14 protein-coding genes are annotated in these 15,770 nt (G+C 58.0%); 5 read left to right on the top strand and 9 right to left on the bottom strand.

Features of this window, described 5'->3' with window-relative positions; genetic code table 11:
- Positions 1-5 precede the first annotated feature (5 nt).
- The 4 genes from NV64_RS14695 to NV64_RS14680 form a co-directional block, all read right to left on the bottom strand.
- Positions 6-749: a type 2 GTP cyclohydrolase I gene (locus NV64_RS14695; protein ID WP_056239901.1), complete on the bottom strand. Its 744-nt coding sequence runs from the start codon at positions 747-749 to the stop codon at positions 6-8.
- 2 nt (positions 750-751) lie between these two features.
- Entirely contained in the window at positions 752-2,182 is a 1,431-nt protein-coding gene (phrB, locus tag NV64_RS14690; RefSeq protein ID WP_101506194.1) for a deoxyribodipyrimidine photo-lyase, read from the bottom strand.
- Between the two features lie 14 nt (positions 2,183-2,196).
- The gene (locus NV64_RS14685; protein ID WP_056239908.1) at positions 2,197-3,153 is read right to left on the bottom strand and encodes a 2-thiouracil desulfurase family protein; all 957 of its coding nucleotides are present in this window, start codon (positions 3,151-3,153) and stop codon (positions 2,197-2,199) included.
- 143 nt (positions 3,154-3,296) lie between these two features.
- Positions 3,297-3,503, bottom strand: coding sequence for a YbfA family protein (locus tag NV64_RS14680; protein WP_056239910.1), 207 nt, complete (start codon positions 3,501-3,503; stop codon positions 3,297-3,299).
- A 398-nt stretch (positions 3,504-3,901) separates the two neighbouring features.
- On the opposite strand from NV64_RS14680, the gene kdpE reads away from it, so the two are divergent.
- Positions 3,902-4,582, top strand: coding sequence for a two-component system response regulator KdpE (kdpE, locus tag NV64_RS14675; protein WP_056239913.1), 681 nt, complete (start codon positions 3,902-3,904; stop codon positions 4,580-4,582).
- A gap of 55 nt (positions 4,583-4,637) precedes the next feature.
- Here kdpE and pgm read toward each other — a convergent pair whose 3' ends face one another.
- Both pgm and seqA read right to left on the bottom strand, forming a co-directional pair.
- Entirely contained in the window at positions 4,638-6,278 is a 1,641-nt protein-coding gene (gene pgm / locus NV64_RS14670; RefSeq protein WP_101506193.1) for a phosphoglucomutase (alpha-D-glucose-1,6-bisphosphate-dependent), read from the bottom strand.
- A gap of 24 nt (positions 6,279-6,302) precedes the next feature.
- Positions 6,303-6,851, bottom strand: a complete 549-nt coding sequence (gene seqA / locus NV64_RS14665) for a replication initiation negative regulator SeqA (RefSeq protein ID WP_101506192.1) — start codon at positions 6,849-6,851, stop codon at positions 6,303-6,305.
- 264 nt (positions 6,852-7,115) lie between these two features.
- On the opposite strand from seqA, the gene ybfF reads away from it, so the two are divergent.
- From ybfF to fur, 4 genes are all read left to right on the top strand, one after another.
- Complete coding sequence (ybfF, locus tag NV64_RS14660) at positions 7,116-7,880, top strand: esterase (protein WP_056239923.1); 765 nt, start codon at positions 7,116-7,118, stop codon at positions 7,878-7,880.
- Between the two features lie 150 nt (positions 7,881-8,030).
- Positions 8,031-8,312, top strand: coding sequence for a LexA regulated protein (gene ybfE / locus NV64_RS14655; RefSeq protein ID WP_056239927.1), 282 nt, complete (start codon positions 8,031-8,033; stop codon positions 8,310-8,312).
- Positions 8,313-8,457: 145 nt separating this feature from the next.
- A complete protein-coding gene (gene fldA / locus NV64_RS14650; RefSeq protein WP_056239928.1) occupies positions 8,458-8,988 on the top strand; it encodes a flavodoxin FldA in 531 nt (176 codons plus the stop codon).
- Positions 8,989-9,379: 391 nt separating this feature from the next.
- Positions 9,380-9,823 carry a ferric iron uptake transcriptional regulator gene (fur, locus tag NV64_RS14645; RefSeq protein ID WP_056239931.1) on the top strand — a complete coding sequence of 148 codons (444 nt, stop codon included), beginning with the start codon at positions 9,380-9,382 and terminating at the stop codon, positions 9,821-9,823.
- 278 nt (positions 9,824-10,101) lie between these two features.
- Here fur and mtr read toward each other — a convergent pair whose 3' ends face one another.
- From mtr to nagE, 3 genes are all read right to left on the bottom strand, one after another.
- Positions 10,102-11,349: a tryptophan permease gene (gene mtr / locus NV64_RS14640; protein ID WP_101506191.1), complete on the bottom strand. Its 1,248-nt coding sequence runs from the start codon at positions 11,347-11,349 to the stop codon at positions 10,102-10,104.
- A gap of 362 nt (positions 11,350-11,711) precedes the next feature.
- Positions 11,712-13,379, bottom strand: coding sequence for a glutamine--tRNA ligase (gene glnS / locus NV64_RS14635; protein ID WP_056239936.1), 1,668 nt, complete (start codon positions 13,377-13,379; stop codon positions 11,712-11,714).
- A gap of 246 nt (positions 13,380-13,625) precedes the next feature.
- Entirely contained in the window at positions 13,626-15,578 is a 1,953-nt protein-coding gene (gene nagE, locus NV64_RS14630) for a PTS N-acetyl glucosamine transporter subunit IIABC (RefSeq protein WP_056239939.1), read from the bottom strand.
- Positions 15,579-15,770: the final 192 nt, after the last annotated feature.

Genomic DNA, 15,770 nt, shown 5'->3' with positions numbered 1-15,770 from the left:
ACCGATCAGACCGGATTGTTGATATCAATAAAGGTCACGTCCAGCCCGTATTGCCCGGCCAGCCACTCACCGAGTGCCTGAATGCCGCAGCGTTCGGTGGCGTGGTGCCCGGCGGCGAAGAAGTGGATACCCTGTTCACGGGCGCTGTGGATGGTCTGCTCAGAGGCTTCACCGCTGATAAAGGCATCCACGCCGAAGGCCGCCGCCGCATCGATAAAGCCCTGACCGCCGCCGCTGCACCAGGCCACGCGTTTGATCAGCGCCGGTGCATTATCGCCGCAGTGCAGCGGCGTTCTGCCCAGCACCTCAGCGATGCGCTGCCCAAACTGTTCGCCGCTCAGCGGCGTGGTCAGCTCGCCCCAGGGTAACAGCAGCTTCACTTCTCCCTTCACCTCAATGCCAAACATCTTTGCCAGCAGCGCGTTATTGCCAAGCTGCGGATGCGCATCCAGCGGCAGGTGCCAGCCAAACATATTGATGTCGTTAGCCAGCAGGGTTTTCAGCCGGCGGCGCTTCATGCCCTTGATCACCGACGGCTCGTTTTTCCAGAAATAACCGTGGTGCACCAGCACCGCATCGGCCTGCAGCCGCACCGCTTCATCGAGCAGCGCCTGGCAGGCGGTCACGCCGGTCACCACCTTTTTAATCTCAGCGCGCCCTTCCACCTGCAGACCGTTCGGGCCGTAGTCGTCAAAAGCGGAAGCGTTCAGGAACTGGTTTACCAGCGTTTCGAGTTCAGTATTCAGCATAATCAATCCATCTGTTTGCGTGCGGCCTCAAAGGCGTCCAGCGTCTGCTGGCGTGCCTGTTTATGTTCCACGATCGGCGCAGGATAATCGAGTTTTTGCTGATTTTTCTTTGCCCACTCGTGAGGCTGATGGATATATTTTTCCGGCACCCGGCTCAGCTCCGGCACCCAGCGGCGGATAAACTCACCGTTCAGGTCAAAGCGTTCGCCCTGGGTGGTCGGGTTAAAGATGCGGAAATAGGGGGCCGAGTCGGTCCCGGTGGACGCCGCCCACTGCCAGCCGCCGTTGTTGGCCGCGAGGTCGCCGTCGATCAGCTGCGAGATAAAGTAGCGCTCGCCCTGGCGCCAGTCGATCAGCAGGTCTTTGACCAGGAAACTGGCGGTGATCATCCGCAGCCGGTTGTGCATCCAGCCCAGCGCATTAAGCTGACGCATGGCGGCGTCAACGATCGGGTAGCCTGTTTTTCCCTGCTGCCAGGCCTGCAGCAGTGCGGCATCCTCGCGCCAGCGCACGTTGCGCGTCCATTTAATGAACGGCTGATGACGGCATAGCGCCGGGAAGGCCACCATCAGGTGGCGGTAAAACTCGCGCCAGATCAGCTCATTCAGCCAGACAAACACCCGGGTATCGTCCAGCCCGTGCGGATGCTGCTTCAGCAGACGATGCAGACACTGACGCGGCGACAGCACCCCCGTCGCCAGGCACGCAGACAGGCGGCTGGTGCCGTCCAGCGCCGGCAGATCGCGTTTATCCGGGTACTCGGTGACCGGCTGCTGGCAGAACTCCCGCAGCCGGGCAATCGCCGCTTTCTCCCCCACCGGGAACAATCGATCGTCGAACGCCTCACGCGGGTAATCAAACGGCTGCAGCGCATCAGGCGTGGACAGCGGTCCATCCGGGCGCACGGCGGGCGCGGGCACGCACTCCGGCAGGCCCTCTTTCAGGCGTTTAACGAAGGCTTTGCTGAACGGGGTAAACACCTTATACATCTCGCGGCTGCCGGTCAGCACGCTGCCCGGCGGCAGCAGCAGGCTGTCGTCAAAGCCCTGCACCATCACTTCGTCGTCAAACAGCGTGCGTTCGACGGCGGCATCGCGCTGACGCTCATTTACCTCGTACTGATAGTTATAGAACAGGCGGTCCACACGGTGTTCGTGACAGAAATCCTTTAGTAACGTCACCGAGTCGTCGAAATTGTCGCACTGCTGCAGAAACAGCGGAATGCCCTTCTCCGCCAGCGACTGCTGCAACGACTGCAGGTTCTGCCAGATGTATTCAGCCTGTTTCGGGGCCATATCATGGGACTGCCACTGGCCAGGCGTGGCGATAAACAGCGCCAGCACCCGCGCGCCCTCTGAGCGGCAGGCAGCATAAAGGGCAGAGTTGTCGTGAATGCGCAGGTCGTTACGCAGCCAGACCAGATGGGTCAGCATAAAACATCCTTAATTTAGTGTCCGTAGCGCAGGCACAGCTGGTCAGGGTAAGGCGCGAAGTAGCGCTGTTCGGTCAGCCACGGGTGCGGATACTCATTCATGTAGTGTTTAAGCAGGGTAATCGGCGCCAGCAGCGGCTGCACCCCGCGGCGGTAACAGTCGATCAGCCCGGCCAGCTCCTGACGCTGGGATGACTTCAGCTGGCGGCGGAAGTAGCCCTGAACGTGCATCAGCACGTTGGTATGGTTGCTGCGCGTGGCTTCGGTTTTCAGCAGATCCATTAGCCGCTGACGATAGGCCACGGCAAAGGCGTCCAGCGAGTCCCACTGGCCCATCGCCGCCACAAACGGCCCAATTTCCCGGTACAGCGGCTGCGAATGCGCCAGCAACAGCAGTTTGTAGCGGGTATGGAACGCCATCAGCCCGGCGCGGGTCAGACCGCTCTGCCACAGCTGATTAAATTCATGTAACGCATAGACGCGCGTCACGAAATTCTCGCGCAGCAACGGATCGTGCAGGCGGCCGTCCTCCTCCACCGGCAGCCACGGCATCTGCGCCATCAGTTCGCGGGTGAAGATGCCGGTACCGGCTTTACGGTTGTTGTTGTTATCAGGCTGATAGACGCGCACCCGCTCCATGCCGCAGCTGGGGGATTTTGCGCAGACGATATAGCCGCAGAGGTGCTGCAGCTGGCTGACTTTCTCAGCTGAAAAATGCTGCATCTGTTGTGTTACCGGCGCGGCCTGGCCGTTGCTGAAGCTTAGCGCCGTTTCGCCGCCCGGCTCCCCGGTCAGGCGCAACGCCGGGCGAGGGGTGGGCAGGCCGATAGCCATCTCCGGGCACACTGGTTCAAAGCGCAGAAAGGGTGCCAGCTGCTCGGTGGCAAATTCGTTGCGCTTGTGGCCGCCATCAAAGCGGACTTTTTCACCCAGCAGGCAGGCGCTGATGCCAACAGGAATTTTTTCGCTCATAGTTATACAACCTCAAAATTCTTGTACAGATTTAAGTGTAGCGCAGAATTGTCGTGCGCTCACCTGTTTCTTACCGCCTCACCGGACTACGGGCAAAAAAAATCCCGCCGGCGGCGGGATCGGTATGACAGGAAACGGCAGGCTTAATAGAAATCGATGCCTGCCGCTTCTGCCTGGCTCAGCCAGACCGGCTGATCGCTGGTCTTCAGCCAGAAACGGTGCAGGTAGCTGTAGAAACGCGCGCGGTCGGAGCGGAACAGCATCACCGGCAGCGCCAGCACGCCAATAAGCAGTGCGGCGCAGCGACGTACACAGACCCGCGTTGATGAATAGTGATGATAGTGACTCATACGTCCTCCGTTAAGGGAATTTAAGATTGATGGTTATCTGAGCAAAAGTGTATCGCGTCTGATGTAATTTTACTACTGATCCGACCACTTTAACGTGTAAAGAACGGAATTTAACCGTTGTGGCTGTAATTTTGTTACACGAAGGTTAAATTTAAGTTTCGCATTTTCGACTCAAGACTGCCCCCCGCTGCACCAACGGTCAGGTTCAGTGGTGACGCAGCTGTGCCGCGGTGCCTTTTGGTGAAAGCGGGCGTTAGATCGCGCCGATGGATTTTCAGGCGTGCAGACCTCATCTGCTGGCGACTACTGCCTGGCAACACAGACGCCATCCGCTCTTTTTGCTAGATTAAGCGCAATACGGGCGGTATATACCGCCTTTCAGCCTGTCGTGAGGTGCTGTGACCACTATCCTGATCGTCGAAGATGAAAAAGAGATCCGCCGCTTTTTACGCAAAGCGCTGGAGGGAGAAGGCTTCCACGTGGTGGATGCCGACACGCTGAGCCGCGGGCTGATTGAGGCCGCCACCCGTAAACCGGCGCTGGCGATCCTCGACCTGGGGCTGCCGGACGGCGACGGCGGGGAATTTATTCGTGAGGTCCGCCAGTGGAGCAGCCTGCCGGTAATCGTGCTCTCCGCCCGCAGCGACGAGCAGGATAAGATCGCCGCGCTGGATGCCGGTGCCGATGATTTCCTGACCAAGCCCTTCAGCGTCGGTGAGCTTCTGGCCCGGGTGCGGGTGGCGCTACGCCATCGTCCGGCCGGAGAAAACAGCGTAACGCCGGTGGTGACCTTCGCCGATATCGCGGTGGATATTGCCGCCCGCCGCGTCACCCGCGCCGGCAGCGAACTGCACCTGACCCCGATTGAGTTTCGTCTGCTGGTCAGCCTGCTGAACCATCCCGGCAAGGTGATGACCCAGCGCCAGCTGCTGGTGCAGGTCTGGGGGCCAAACGCCGTTGAGCACAGCCACTACCTGCGCATCTATATGGGCCACCTGCGGCAAAAGCTGGAGCAGGATCCGGCGCGCCCCGCGCATCTGCTGACCGAAACCGGCGTTGGCTACCGGTTCCTGCCCTGATTCTGGCAAAAAAAAGGCAGCTCATCGCTGAGCTGCCTTTTCAGAGTGCCGACGATCAGGCGTTTTTCAGCACCGCACTGACGATCTCAACCGCTTCTTTCTCGATCTGCTCACGATGCTCAGCGCCGAGGAAACTTTCGCAGTAGATCTTATAGGCGTCTTCGGTACCGGACGGACGCGCGGCAAACCAGCCGTTTTCCGTCATCACCTTCAGACCACCGATCGAGGCACCGTTGCCCGGCGCGGCGGTCAGGCGGGCGGTGATCGGATCACCGGCCAGCGTCGAGGCGCTGACCATTTCCGGCGAGAGCTTAGACAGCGCGGCTTTCTGTGCTGACGTTGCCGGTGCCTGGATACGGTTATAGCTTGGCGCGCCGAAGCGGGCCGCCAGCTCATCGTAGTGCTGCTGTGGATTCTTACCGGTTACCGCAGTGATCTCTGCAGCCAGCAGGCACATGATGATGCCGTCTTTATCGGTGGACCACGGTGTGCCGTCGAAGCGCAGGAATGAAGCCCCCGCGCTCTCTTCACCGCCGAAACCGAAGCTGCCGTCGAACAGGCCATCAACAAACCATTTAAAGCCGACCGGCACTTCCACCAGCCTGCGGCCAATGTCCGCCACCACCCGATCAATCATCGCGCTGGAGACCAGCGTTTTGCCAACCGCTACCTCTTTGCCCCACTGCGGGCGATGCTGGAACAGGTACTGAATCGCTACCGCCAGGTAGTGGTTCGGGTTCATCAGGCCGGCCGGGGTCACAATGCCGTGACGGTCGTAATCCGGATCGTTGGCGAAGGCCAGATCGAACTTATCACGCAGCGCCAGCAGGCCGGCCATCGCCGACTCGGACGAGCAGTCCATGCGGATAATGCCGTCATGATCGAGGTGCATAAAGCGGAAAGTCTGGTCGACGGCATCGTTAACGATGGTCAGATCCAGATTGTAATGCTCCGCAATGCGCTGCCAGTAAGCGATACCGGAACCGCCAAGCGGGTCGACGCCGATCTTCAGGCCGGCCTTCTGAATCGCCGCAATATCGACGATCTGTGCCAGACCTTCAACGTACGGTTGGATCAGGTCTTTCTCCTGCAGATGGCCGCTGGCCCACGCCTGATCGAGGCTGATGCGGCGCACCTCTTTCAGTCCGGCTTTGATCAGCGCGTTAGCCCTGTCTTCAACCACTTTGGTGACGTTGGTATCGGCCGGACCGCCGTTTGGCGGGTTGTACTTGATGCCGCCATCTTCCGGTGGGTTGTGCGACGGGGTAATTACAATGCCGTCGGCCTGCGCGGTCGCCGTTTTATTATGTTCGAGAATCGCGTTGGAGATGGCGGGCGTAGGCGTATAGCCGTTATCCAGCTGCACTATTACATCCACGCCGTTGGCCGTCAGCACTTCCAGTACCGAGATCAGCGCCGGTTCAGACAGCGCATGGGTATCTTTCCCCACGTAGCACGGACCCGTGATGCCATTTTTCTTACGCTCTTCGGCAATCGCCTGGGCAATCGCCAGGATATGAGTCTCGTTAAAGCTGTGACGCCCCGCGCTGCCGCGGTGGCCGGAAGTACCAAACTTCACCGCGTGCTCTGCGTTGCCCACTTCAGGCTGCAGCACATAATACTGTGAGGTTAATTGTGCAACGTTTATCAAATCGCTCTGCCGGGCGGGTTGTCCGGCACGGGGGTGTCTGGCCATTGGCGCTTCTCCCTGACGCTTCAGTTAGAGGGTTCCGCAAACTTTGTCGGTCAGTTCCGCAGGGAACTGCATGGACTGCATGATGTGTTCCACCATGCTGCGTTTGCGCTCGGTATTGGTATTGGTGATCACCCAGTACGGCGTGCCGGGAATGTGCTGCGGCTTGGTATGGGTGCCGTTCTGAACCAGGGTTTGCTGATTGCCGGCGAAATAGACGCGCGTGCGGCCGTGCAGCGACTCCGTTGCTGCGCCGAATGCCTGAGCATCCAGACCGTATAACGTCGACAGAATCAGCATAAAACGGTTTACCGCTTTCTTCTGCTCGGCGTACTCATCGGACAGCAGCAGTTCACGCACCGCGCGCACGCGATCCTGTGGCCGTGCCTCAGCGACAGCGACAGCAGGCTGAGTAGCGACGGCTGAAATCTGTGCCGGGGCAGCCGCCGCAGGGGCGCTCTGACCGGCGGTAAACTTCAGCATGCGGCGTAAAATGTCCGATGCGCTTTCACCAATATGCTGAGTGTGGCTGGCGATATAGCGGTACAGCTCTTCGTCGACTTCGATCGTTTTCATCTTTATCCAGTACGGTAATGGCTTGTATCAGAACACAATCAATGTAGCGGCTATTGCCAGCGCGGTGGCGGGAATGCCCATTTTTTGCCGTTCTAACATCAGGATTATAAAGTTAAATTCTGCCAGGGTGTAGCCACAACGCCACTTCGCGGTAAAACTCAGACTTTACCGCAAAAAATGCTCTTTGCAGTCTGTGCCGCACGCGACAGAAATTGTGGGATCCATGATACCCTAAGCCTTCCGTCCACCTGTAAGAACTTTGCCATGAATTTGAATGTCCGCCTGCAATCTGAACAATCCGCCAGCGGTGACTGCCCGCTGGTGCTGATCCACGGCCTGTTTGGCAGTCTGGATAATCTCGGGATCCTGGCACGTGAGCTGAAGAGCCACCGCCAGATCGTTCAGTTTGACGTACGCAACCACGGCCTGTCGCCGCGCGCCAGCGAGATGGACTATCGGCAGATGGCGCAGGATGTTCTTGATTCGCTGGACGATCTGGGCATCGACCGTTTCAGCGCCATTGGCCACTCGATGGGCGGAAAAATCACCATGGCGCTGACCGCACTGGCACCTGAGCGGGTCGCAGAAATTGTGGTGATCGATATCGCGCCGGTGGCTTACCCGACCCGCCACCACGACGAGATCATTGCCGCGCTAAAGGCGGTGACTGCCGCTGGCATCACCTCGCGCATGGAAGCGGCTACCCTGATGCGGGAACGGCTGGCGGAAGAGGGCGTGATTCAGTTCCTGCTAAAATCGTTTCACAACGGTGAGTGGCGTTTTAACGTGCCGGCGATCGAAGCCTGCTACGGGCAAATTATCGGCTGGCAGCCGCAGCCAGCGTGGCCCCATCCGGCACTGTTTATTCGCGGTGAGCTGTCGCCGTATATCCGTGATGACTACCGGGGAGCCATCCTGGCGCAGTTCCCGCAGGCGCGGGCACACGTGGTGGCCGGGGCCGGTCACTGGGTGCATGCCGAGAAGCCTGATGCGGTTTTACGCACAATTCGTCGTTTTTTTGCGCTGTAAAAACAAATGCTTCAGCCGGGTTGTTAAATCATTGTCGTCATGAGTTTGCGTGGGGTATGATGGCGCGCAAAAATTTTGCCGCTGATGGTTTTTCAGGCGGCATGACGGCCCAATTCATCAGAACCCAGCCTTTTCAGTAATCACCGACCTATGGCAAAAGAAAACACGGACCGCACCACGATCGATCTGTTTGCAGACGAACGTCGCCCGGGACGACCGAAAACCAATCCGCTTACGCGTGATGAGCAACTGCGGATCAACAAACGCAACCAGCTCAAGCGCGACAAGGTTCGCGGACTTAAGCGCGTTGAGTTGAAAATGAACAGCGAGGCGGTTGACGCGCTGAATCAGCTGGCGGAAGCGCGCAATATGAGCCGCAGCGAGCTGATTGAAGAGATGCTGCTGGCTCAGTTACAGCACCTGCCATCCTGAGCCGCTGGCCGCAGTGCTACGCACAAAGCGACAAAACCAGCGGCATTTCGCATTTATCCGTTGAGTGCAGTCTGCTATTATTAGCGCTATATGCAAACCATTTTGCAGTCACCATACCATTAAGATTCAAGAGGTTATCAAACTCATGGCAATCGTAGGCATTTTCTTTGGCAGCGATACGGGCAATACGGAAAACATTGCAAAGATGATCCAGAAGCAACTGGGTAAAGACGTTGCAGAGGTTCGTGATATTGCCAAAAGCAGCAAAGAAGACCTGGAAGCCTTCGATATTCTGCTGCTGGGCATTCCAACCTGGTATTATGGTGAAGCCCAGTGTGACTGGGACGACTTCTTCCCGACGCTGGAAGAGGTTGATTTCAATGGTAAACTTGTTGCCCTGTTTGGCTGTGGCGATCAGGAAGACTACTCAGAGTACTTCTGCGACGCGATGGGTACCCTGCGCGACATTATCGAGCCAAACGGCGCGGTGCTGGTTGGCTTCTGGCCAACCGAAGGCTACCATTTTGAAGCCTCTAAAGGTCTCGCCGATGATAACCACTTCCTCGGCCTCGCCATTGATGAAGATCGCCAGCCTGAGCTGACCAACGATCGCGTTGAGAAGTGGGTAAAACAAATTTTTGATGAACTTCAGTTAAAAGAGATCATCGAAGCTTAAGCCAGTCGGCCGGAGTGAGGGCTGCCTCACACCCGGCCAGTGGTTTTTCCTATAGAAGTAATCGATAGATATTTGAAATTTTAACCACCAAAACTGTACAATAACCCCATCGGTTACCTGCTTTCTCCTCCCCCTGCCGCCTTGCTGTGACGATTGTCGCAATCAGCGCCTCAGGCAGAGGAAGGCCGAAATGTTAACGAATTAATTTTGGGTTCGGGCTACACCGGATGTCATGGTACAATCCCTTACATCCGGTAGTGGCTTACTTCCCCCTGACGGTTTTCATTTTAAAGTATCAGTTCTATACTGGGACGCATCTAACTTTAGCGTCAACCGATGTTCAGGGCTTTCAGCCTCTAAGTGACCAGCTAAGTAACAGGACAATATCCGCATGACTGACAACAACACCGCATTAAAGAAGGCCGGCCTGAAAGTCACGCTTCCACGACTGAAAATTCTGGAAGTGCTTCAGGAACCTGAGGGCCATCACGTCAGTGCGGAAGACTTGTATAAGCGCCTGATTGATATGGGCGAAGAGATTGGTCTGGCGACCGTATATCGCGTACTTAACCAGTTCGACGATGCGGGCATCGTGACCCGTCATAATTTCGAGGGCGGTAAATCTGTCTTCGAACTGACCCAGCAGCAGCATCATGACCACCTGATCTGCCTGGACTGCGGCAAAGTGATTGAGTTTAGTGATGAATCGATTGAAACCCGTCAGCGTGATATCGCCACGCGTCACGGTATCAAACTGAGCAACCATAGCCTGTACCTGTACGGCCATTGCGCTCTCGGCGACTGCCGCGAAGACGAAACTCTGCACGACAAGTAGTCCCCCCTGTTGTAAAACCGGTGGCCTGCCACCGGTTCTCTTCCCCTACTGCACATCTCCGATTACAGACTCTCAACCTGGCTGAACCGCTTTCCGCTGACGCTACGGATCTGCACGCTGCCGCTCACCGCCGGCGGATGCTGCGGCTGCCACAGCTGCCAGCTATTCCCGTTGCCGACACCCTGATGAAACACCACCACCGGTTACGTACCGTGGAGCAGCGCCGATTGGCGCTGCTCAATGCCGCCACATGCATCATCCCCGCAGATGAGCGGGTGTTAGCCGCTCCACACCGGCAGCCAGTTGCCGTAAGAGAGCAGCGAGACCACCACGTTAAGCGCGCCGAAAGCCAGCACCAGCGCCAGCGGAATGGCTCCGCCCCTTACCCGCCAGGCAGGCGGGGCAAAGCGCTGCCGCGCCTTCCAGGCCAGCAGGGCCGGAGTGATGACCGCCCAGATGGTGGCGGCCAGACCGGCGTAGCCGATCGCCACCAGGAAACCGTCCGGCCACAGCATCGCCGCCGCCAGCGGCAGGCTGAAGGTCAGCAGTGCGGTTTTCAGCCGCCCGCCGTGCGTGCCATCGATGTTAAACCGATCGGCCAGGTAGTCAAAAAAGCCGAGGCTGACGCCGAGAAACGAACTGGCGACCGCGAAGTTGGAGAAGATATTCAGCAGCAGGTTGAGGTAAGGACTGTGCAGCACGCCGGACAGCGCCGCGACCAGCACATCAATATTGCCGCCCTGCGCGGCTATCGCACGGAAATCCTGGCGGGGAATGTTCCCCATGGTGCCGAGGATCCAGATAAAGTAGATCGCCAGCGCCAGCAGCGTGCCGTAAATCAGGCAGCGGCCGACGCGCTGAGCATGGTGGCCGTAGTAGCGGTTCAGCCCGGCAATGTTGCCATGATAGCCAAAGGAGGCGAGGCAAAACGGCACCACCATCCACAGGTAAGGCAGATAGTGGCCGCCTTCATTCGCGCTGTCCAGCAGGGTGGCGGGCTGTACGTGCCACAGCAGGCCGCCAAAAATGGTCAGGAAGGTGATTAGCTTAGCCCCGAGAACAATCAGCGTCATGCGGCTGACCACGCCGGTGCCGAGCCAGATAAACAGCGCCACCAGCAGGGTAAACAGCAGCCCGGCGCTGCGCGCGGAGAGCGGGATATCCAGTAACCCCAGCGTGCGCTGAATAATCGCTCCGCTGGCGGAGATATAGGCGTAGGTGAGAATGCCCAGCACAAAGGCCACCGACAGGCCGTTAATCTGGTTCCAGCCCCTGCCGAGTAAATCGCGGGTGATGGTGTCAAAACTGGCCCCGGCAGGATAGTGCTGGCTGGCCTCCAGAAACAGCAGCCCGGAGAGCAGCATACACAGCCAGCTCACCAGCAGCAGCGCGGTCGACCAGCTAAACCAGGCACCGGCCATCACCACCGGCAGTGAGAACATCCCGGCACCGATAATGGTGCCGCTGATGATCAGCGTGCCCCACAGCGTGGCGGGCAGCGGTGTGGCAGAAACGGGTGAAACCATAACAACTCCCTGATAAACAATCCGCGCCGTCGAAAGGCCTGACAACATCTGGCGCAACGACGCTAAAGCGGCACAGTCTACAGAGTTAAATACTCACGAACTAGTACACTAACCCACTAAGCTGCAAATGGCAGAGCTTCCGATCGGAAACTCTTATTTACAGAAACGTAAAGAGACAGACGGACGTACCACTGCGGCGGAGAGCAGGTGGAAAATCGAGGTGGCAGGTGACAGGTGGCAGACAGTCAGACAGTCAGACAGTCAGACAGTCAGACAGTCAGGCTATTCTGACGGCTGCGATCGCTAAGCAAAAAAAAGGAGCGATTGCTCGCTCCTTTTATCATTACCGCGTAAAAGTGACGTTATTCGCCGCTTTTCGCCCAGGTATCACGCAGGCCAACGGTGCGGTTAAACACCAGCTGGCTGGCGCTGGAGTAAACGCTGTCGGCGCAGAAGTAGCCTTCACGCTCGAACTGATATGGCGCGGATGCCTCTGCCTGCTGCAGCCCCGGTTCGACAAAGCCGTTACGGATAATCAGCGAGTCCGGATTGATAGTGGTCAGGAAGTCGTCGGCGGCGGCCGGGTTAGGCACGCTGAACAGGCGATCGTACAGACGGAATTCTGCCGGCAGCGCATGCACCGCAGACACCCAGTGGATCACGCCTTTAACCTTACGGCCATCGGCAGGATCTTTGCTCAGGGTGTCCACATCACAGGTGCAGAACAGGCAGGTGATATTGCCGTCTTCGTCTTTCGCCACGCGCTCCGCACGGATCACGTAGGCGTTGCGCAGACGCACCTCTTTCCCCAGCACCAGACGCTTGTACTGCTTATTCGCCTCTTCGCGGAAGTCGGCACGGTCGATCCAGATCTCGCGGCTGAACGGCACGTCACGCGTGCCCATCTCCGGCTTGTTAGGATGGTTTGGCATGACGATAGTTTCATCGTGATGCGCAGGCAGGTTCTCAATGACCACCTTAACCGGATCCAGCACCGCCATCGCGCGCGGAGCGTTTTCGTTCAGGTCGTCGCGGATGCAGGACTCCAGCGCGGCCATCTCGACGATATTGTCCTGTTTGGTCACGCCGATGCGGCGGCAGAACTCGCGGATCGACTCGGCGCTATAGCCGCGGCGGCGCAGACCGGAAACGGTCAGCATACGCGGGTCATCCCAGCCTTCCACCACCTTCTCGCTCACCAGCAGGCTCAGCTTGCGCTTGGACATGATGGCGTATTCGAGGTTCAGGCGTGAGAACTCGTACTGACGCGGATGCACCGGAATGGTGATGTTGTCCAGCACCCAGTCATACAGGCGGCGGTTGTCCTGGAACTCCAGCGTACAGAGCGAGTGGGTAATGCCCTCCAGCGCATCGGAGATGCAGTGGGTGAAGTCGTACATCGGGTAGATGCACCAGGTGTTGCCCGTCTGGTGATGTTCGGCAAACTTGATGCGGTACAGCACCGGGTCGCGCAGCACGATAAAGCTGGAGGCCATATCAATTTTGGCACGCAGGCAGGCGGTACCTTCGGCGAAACCACCGCTGCGCATCTTCGCAAACAGCGCCAGGTTCTCTTCCACGCTGCGATCGCGGTACGGGCTGTTTTTACCCGGTGCGGTCAGGCTGCCACGGTATTCGCGGATCTGCTCAGGCGTGAGCTCATCCACGTAGGCGAGGCCTTTATTAATCAGTTCAACGGCGTAGTTATGCAGCTGTTCAAAATAGTCAGATGAGTAACGCACCTCACCGCTCCACGCAAAGCCCAGCCATTGCACGTCACGTTTGATCGACTCAACAAACTCCAGATCTTCTTTCACCGGGTTGGTATCGTCGAAACGCAGGTTGCACTGCCCCTGGTAATCTTGTGCGATACCAAAATTCAGGCAGATCGACTTGGCGTGACCGATGTGCAGGTAGCCGTTTGGCTCAGGCGGAAAGCGGGTCTGCACGCTGTGGTGCTTGCCGGTCGCCAGATCTTCGTCGATGATCTGACGAATAAAGTTAGTTGGGCGGGCTTCAGCCTCACTCATCTCAATTTCCTCAGTTAATGCTTAGCATAAATCCACTATGAATTAACGGAGTATGATCCACAAAGCGAGCGGCTGAAACAACCGTTAGTTGCGGGAAACGGATAAAAAAGGGGCACAGCAGCGTAAAGCGGGTAAAAATGAGGCGTAGCGGTGGAAAAGGCCTGCAGACGGGCGGATTGCCGGGCTAAAAACGTAGATAAAAAAGGGCGGGATCGCTCCCGCCCTGCGCACTGATAATCGTTATGGTTAGCCGCGGATCTCGAGGATGCGGGTCTCGCCTGCCACCACGCTGTCACCGGCCAGCAGCGTTACCGCACTGTACTCTTCACTATTGCTGACCACCACCGGGCTTACCATCGAGCGGGCGTTGGCCTCGAGCCAGGCCAGGTCCATCTCCAGTACCGGCTGACCGGCCGTCACCACGCTGCCCTCTTCCGCCAGGCGGGTGAAGCCTTTGCCTTCCAGCGCCACGGTATCCAGCCCCATGTGCACGACGATCTCGGCTCCGTTTTCGGTTTCCAGGCAGAAAGCGTGGTTGGTATTGAAGATTTTGACCAGCGTGCCGTTAGCTGGGGCGACCACGGTGCTACTGGTCGGTTTGATCGCCAGACCTTCGCCCACCGCTTTGCTGGCAAAGGCTTCGTCCGGCACCTGCTCGATAGCCACCACGCTACCGCTGACCGGGGCCACCAGCGTGGCGATAACGCCTTTGGCCGGGTTCGGCACCGCCTGCAGCGGAGCCGCCGGGGCGACAGGGGCTGTTGTCGCTGACGCTGCGCTGGCCGCCGCGATCGGGCCCTTAGCGATCAGTTTTTTCATCCCTTCGGCAAGCGATTCGGCTTTCGCGCCGACGATCACCTGAATGGTCTGTTTGTTCAGTTTCACAATCCCTGAGGCGCCCAGACGCTTACAGGCCGCATCATCCACGCGGGCTGAATCTTTCACCGACAGGCGCAGGCGGGTAATACAGGCATCAATCACGTTCAGGTTATCGGAACCGCCGACCGCCACAATGTACTGACGGGAAAGCTGATCCAGCCCCTCTTCGGTATTGCTGTTGGCTTCAGGAGCGACAGTATCTGTCTGATCTTCACGGCCCGGCGTTTTCAGGTTAAACAGGCGAATGACCGCGCTGAACAGCACGAAGTAAACCACAAAAGCGATCGCGCCCATCACCAGCAGCACCCAGACGTTGTGGCTGGCCGCAGGCAGTTTGTACATCAGCACATAGTCAATGGCGCCTGCGGAGAAAGAGAAGCCGGCATGCACGCCCAGCAGCGTCGCCACAAACAGGCTGATCCCGGTTAACAGCGCGTGGATCAGATAGAGCACCGGAGCCAGGAACATAAACAGGAATTCCAGCGGTTCAGTAACGCCGGTCAGGAACGCGGTCACCGCCACGGAGATCAGCATGCCGCCGACCATCGGACGGCGCGCTTTCGGCGCGGCCAGGTACATGGCAAGCGCCGCACCCGGCAGACCAAACATCATGATCGGGAAGAAGCCCGCCATAAACATCCCCGCCGTGCCATCACCGGCGTAGAAGCGGTTGATGTCGCCGTGGAACACGGTGCCGGCGGCGTTGGTGAACTCACCGATCTGGAACCAGGCAATGGTGTTCAGCACCTGATGCAGGCCGGTTGGGATCAGCAGACGGTTAACGAAACCGAAGATACCGGCGCCCAGCGCGCCTTCCGCCACAATCCACTCACCACCGGCGTGAATGGCGTTCTGCACCGGAGGCCAGACGTAACCAAACACCGCAGAGAGCACCAGACAGAAGAAGCCGGTGGCAATCGGTACAAAGCGCTTGCCGCCGAAGAAGCTCAGGAAGTCAGGCAGCTTGATATCCGACCAGCGGTTGTAGGTCATACCGGCGATCAGACCGGTGATGATCCCCGCCAGCACGCCCATGTTGATTGCCGGGTTAATGGTTACCATCGCCTTGGTCAGAATAAAGTAGCCCACCGCACCGGCGAGTGCCGCGGCACCGGCGTTGTCTTTCGACCAGGTCGACGCCACCCCGATTGCGAAGATCAGCGCGAGGTTATCAAAAATCGCCCCGCCCGCCTGGGCAATAAACGCCATGTTAAGCAAGTCGGGCTGACCGAAGCGCAGCATCAGCGCCGCGACCGGCAGTACGGCTATTGGTAGCTGCAATGAGCGCCCTAAGCGTTGAAAGAACCCTAAAATATTCACCCTGCTACCCCCTTGATGAGCCGTTCAGGCGTCAGATGTACCGTTTTTTATTGGCTATTCGTCGTCATTATGACATCAAACACCGTATGACGAAGTGTAAAAAAAAATTAATTCGCTCCGCAAATTATATGCACTATATTGTGACTAAAATCACCAAAAATAATCATAAACAGCGCTTTTATCTGGTCAGTG

The organism is Erwinia sp. B116 (assembly GCF_002865965.1).
Lineage (GTDB): Bacteria > Pseudomonadota > Gammaproteobacteria > Enterobacterales > Enterobacteriaceae > Erwinia.
This window is presented reverse-complemented; position numbering and strand designations above follow the sequence as displayed.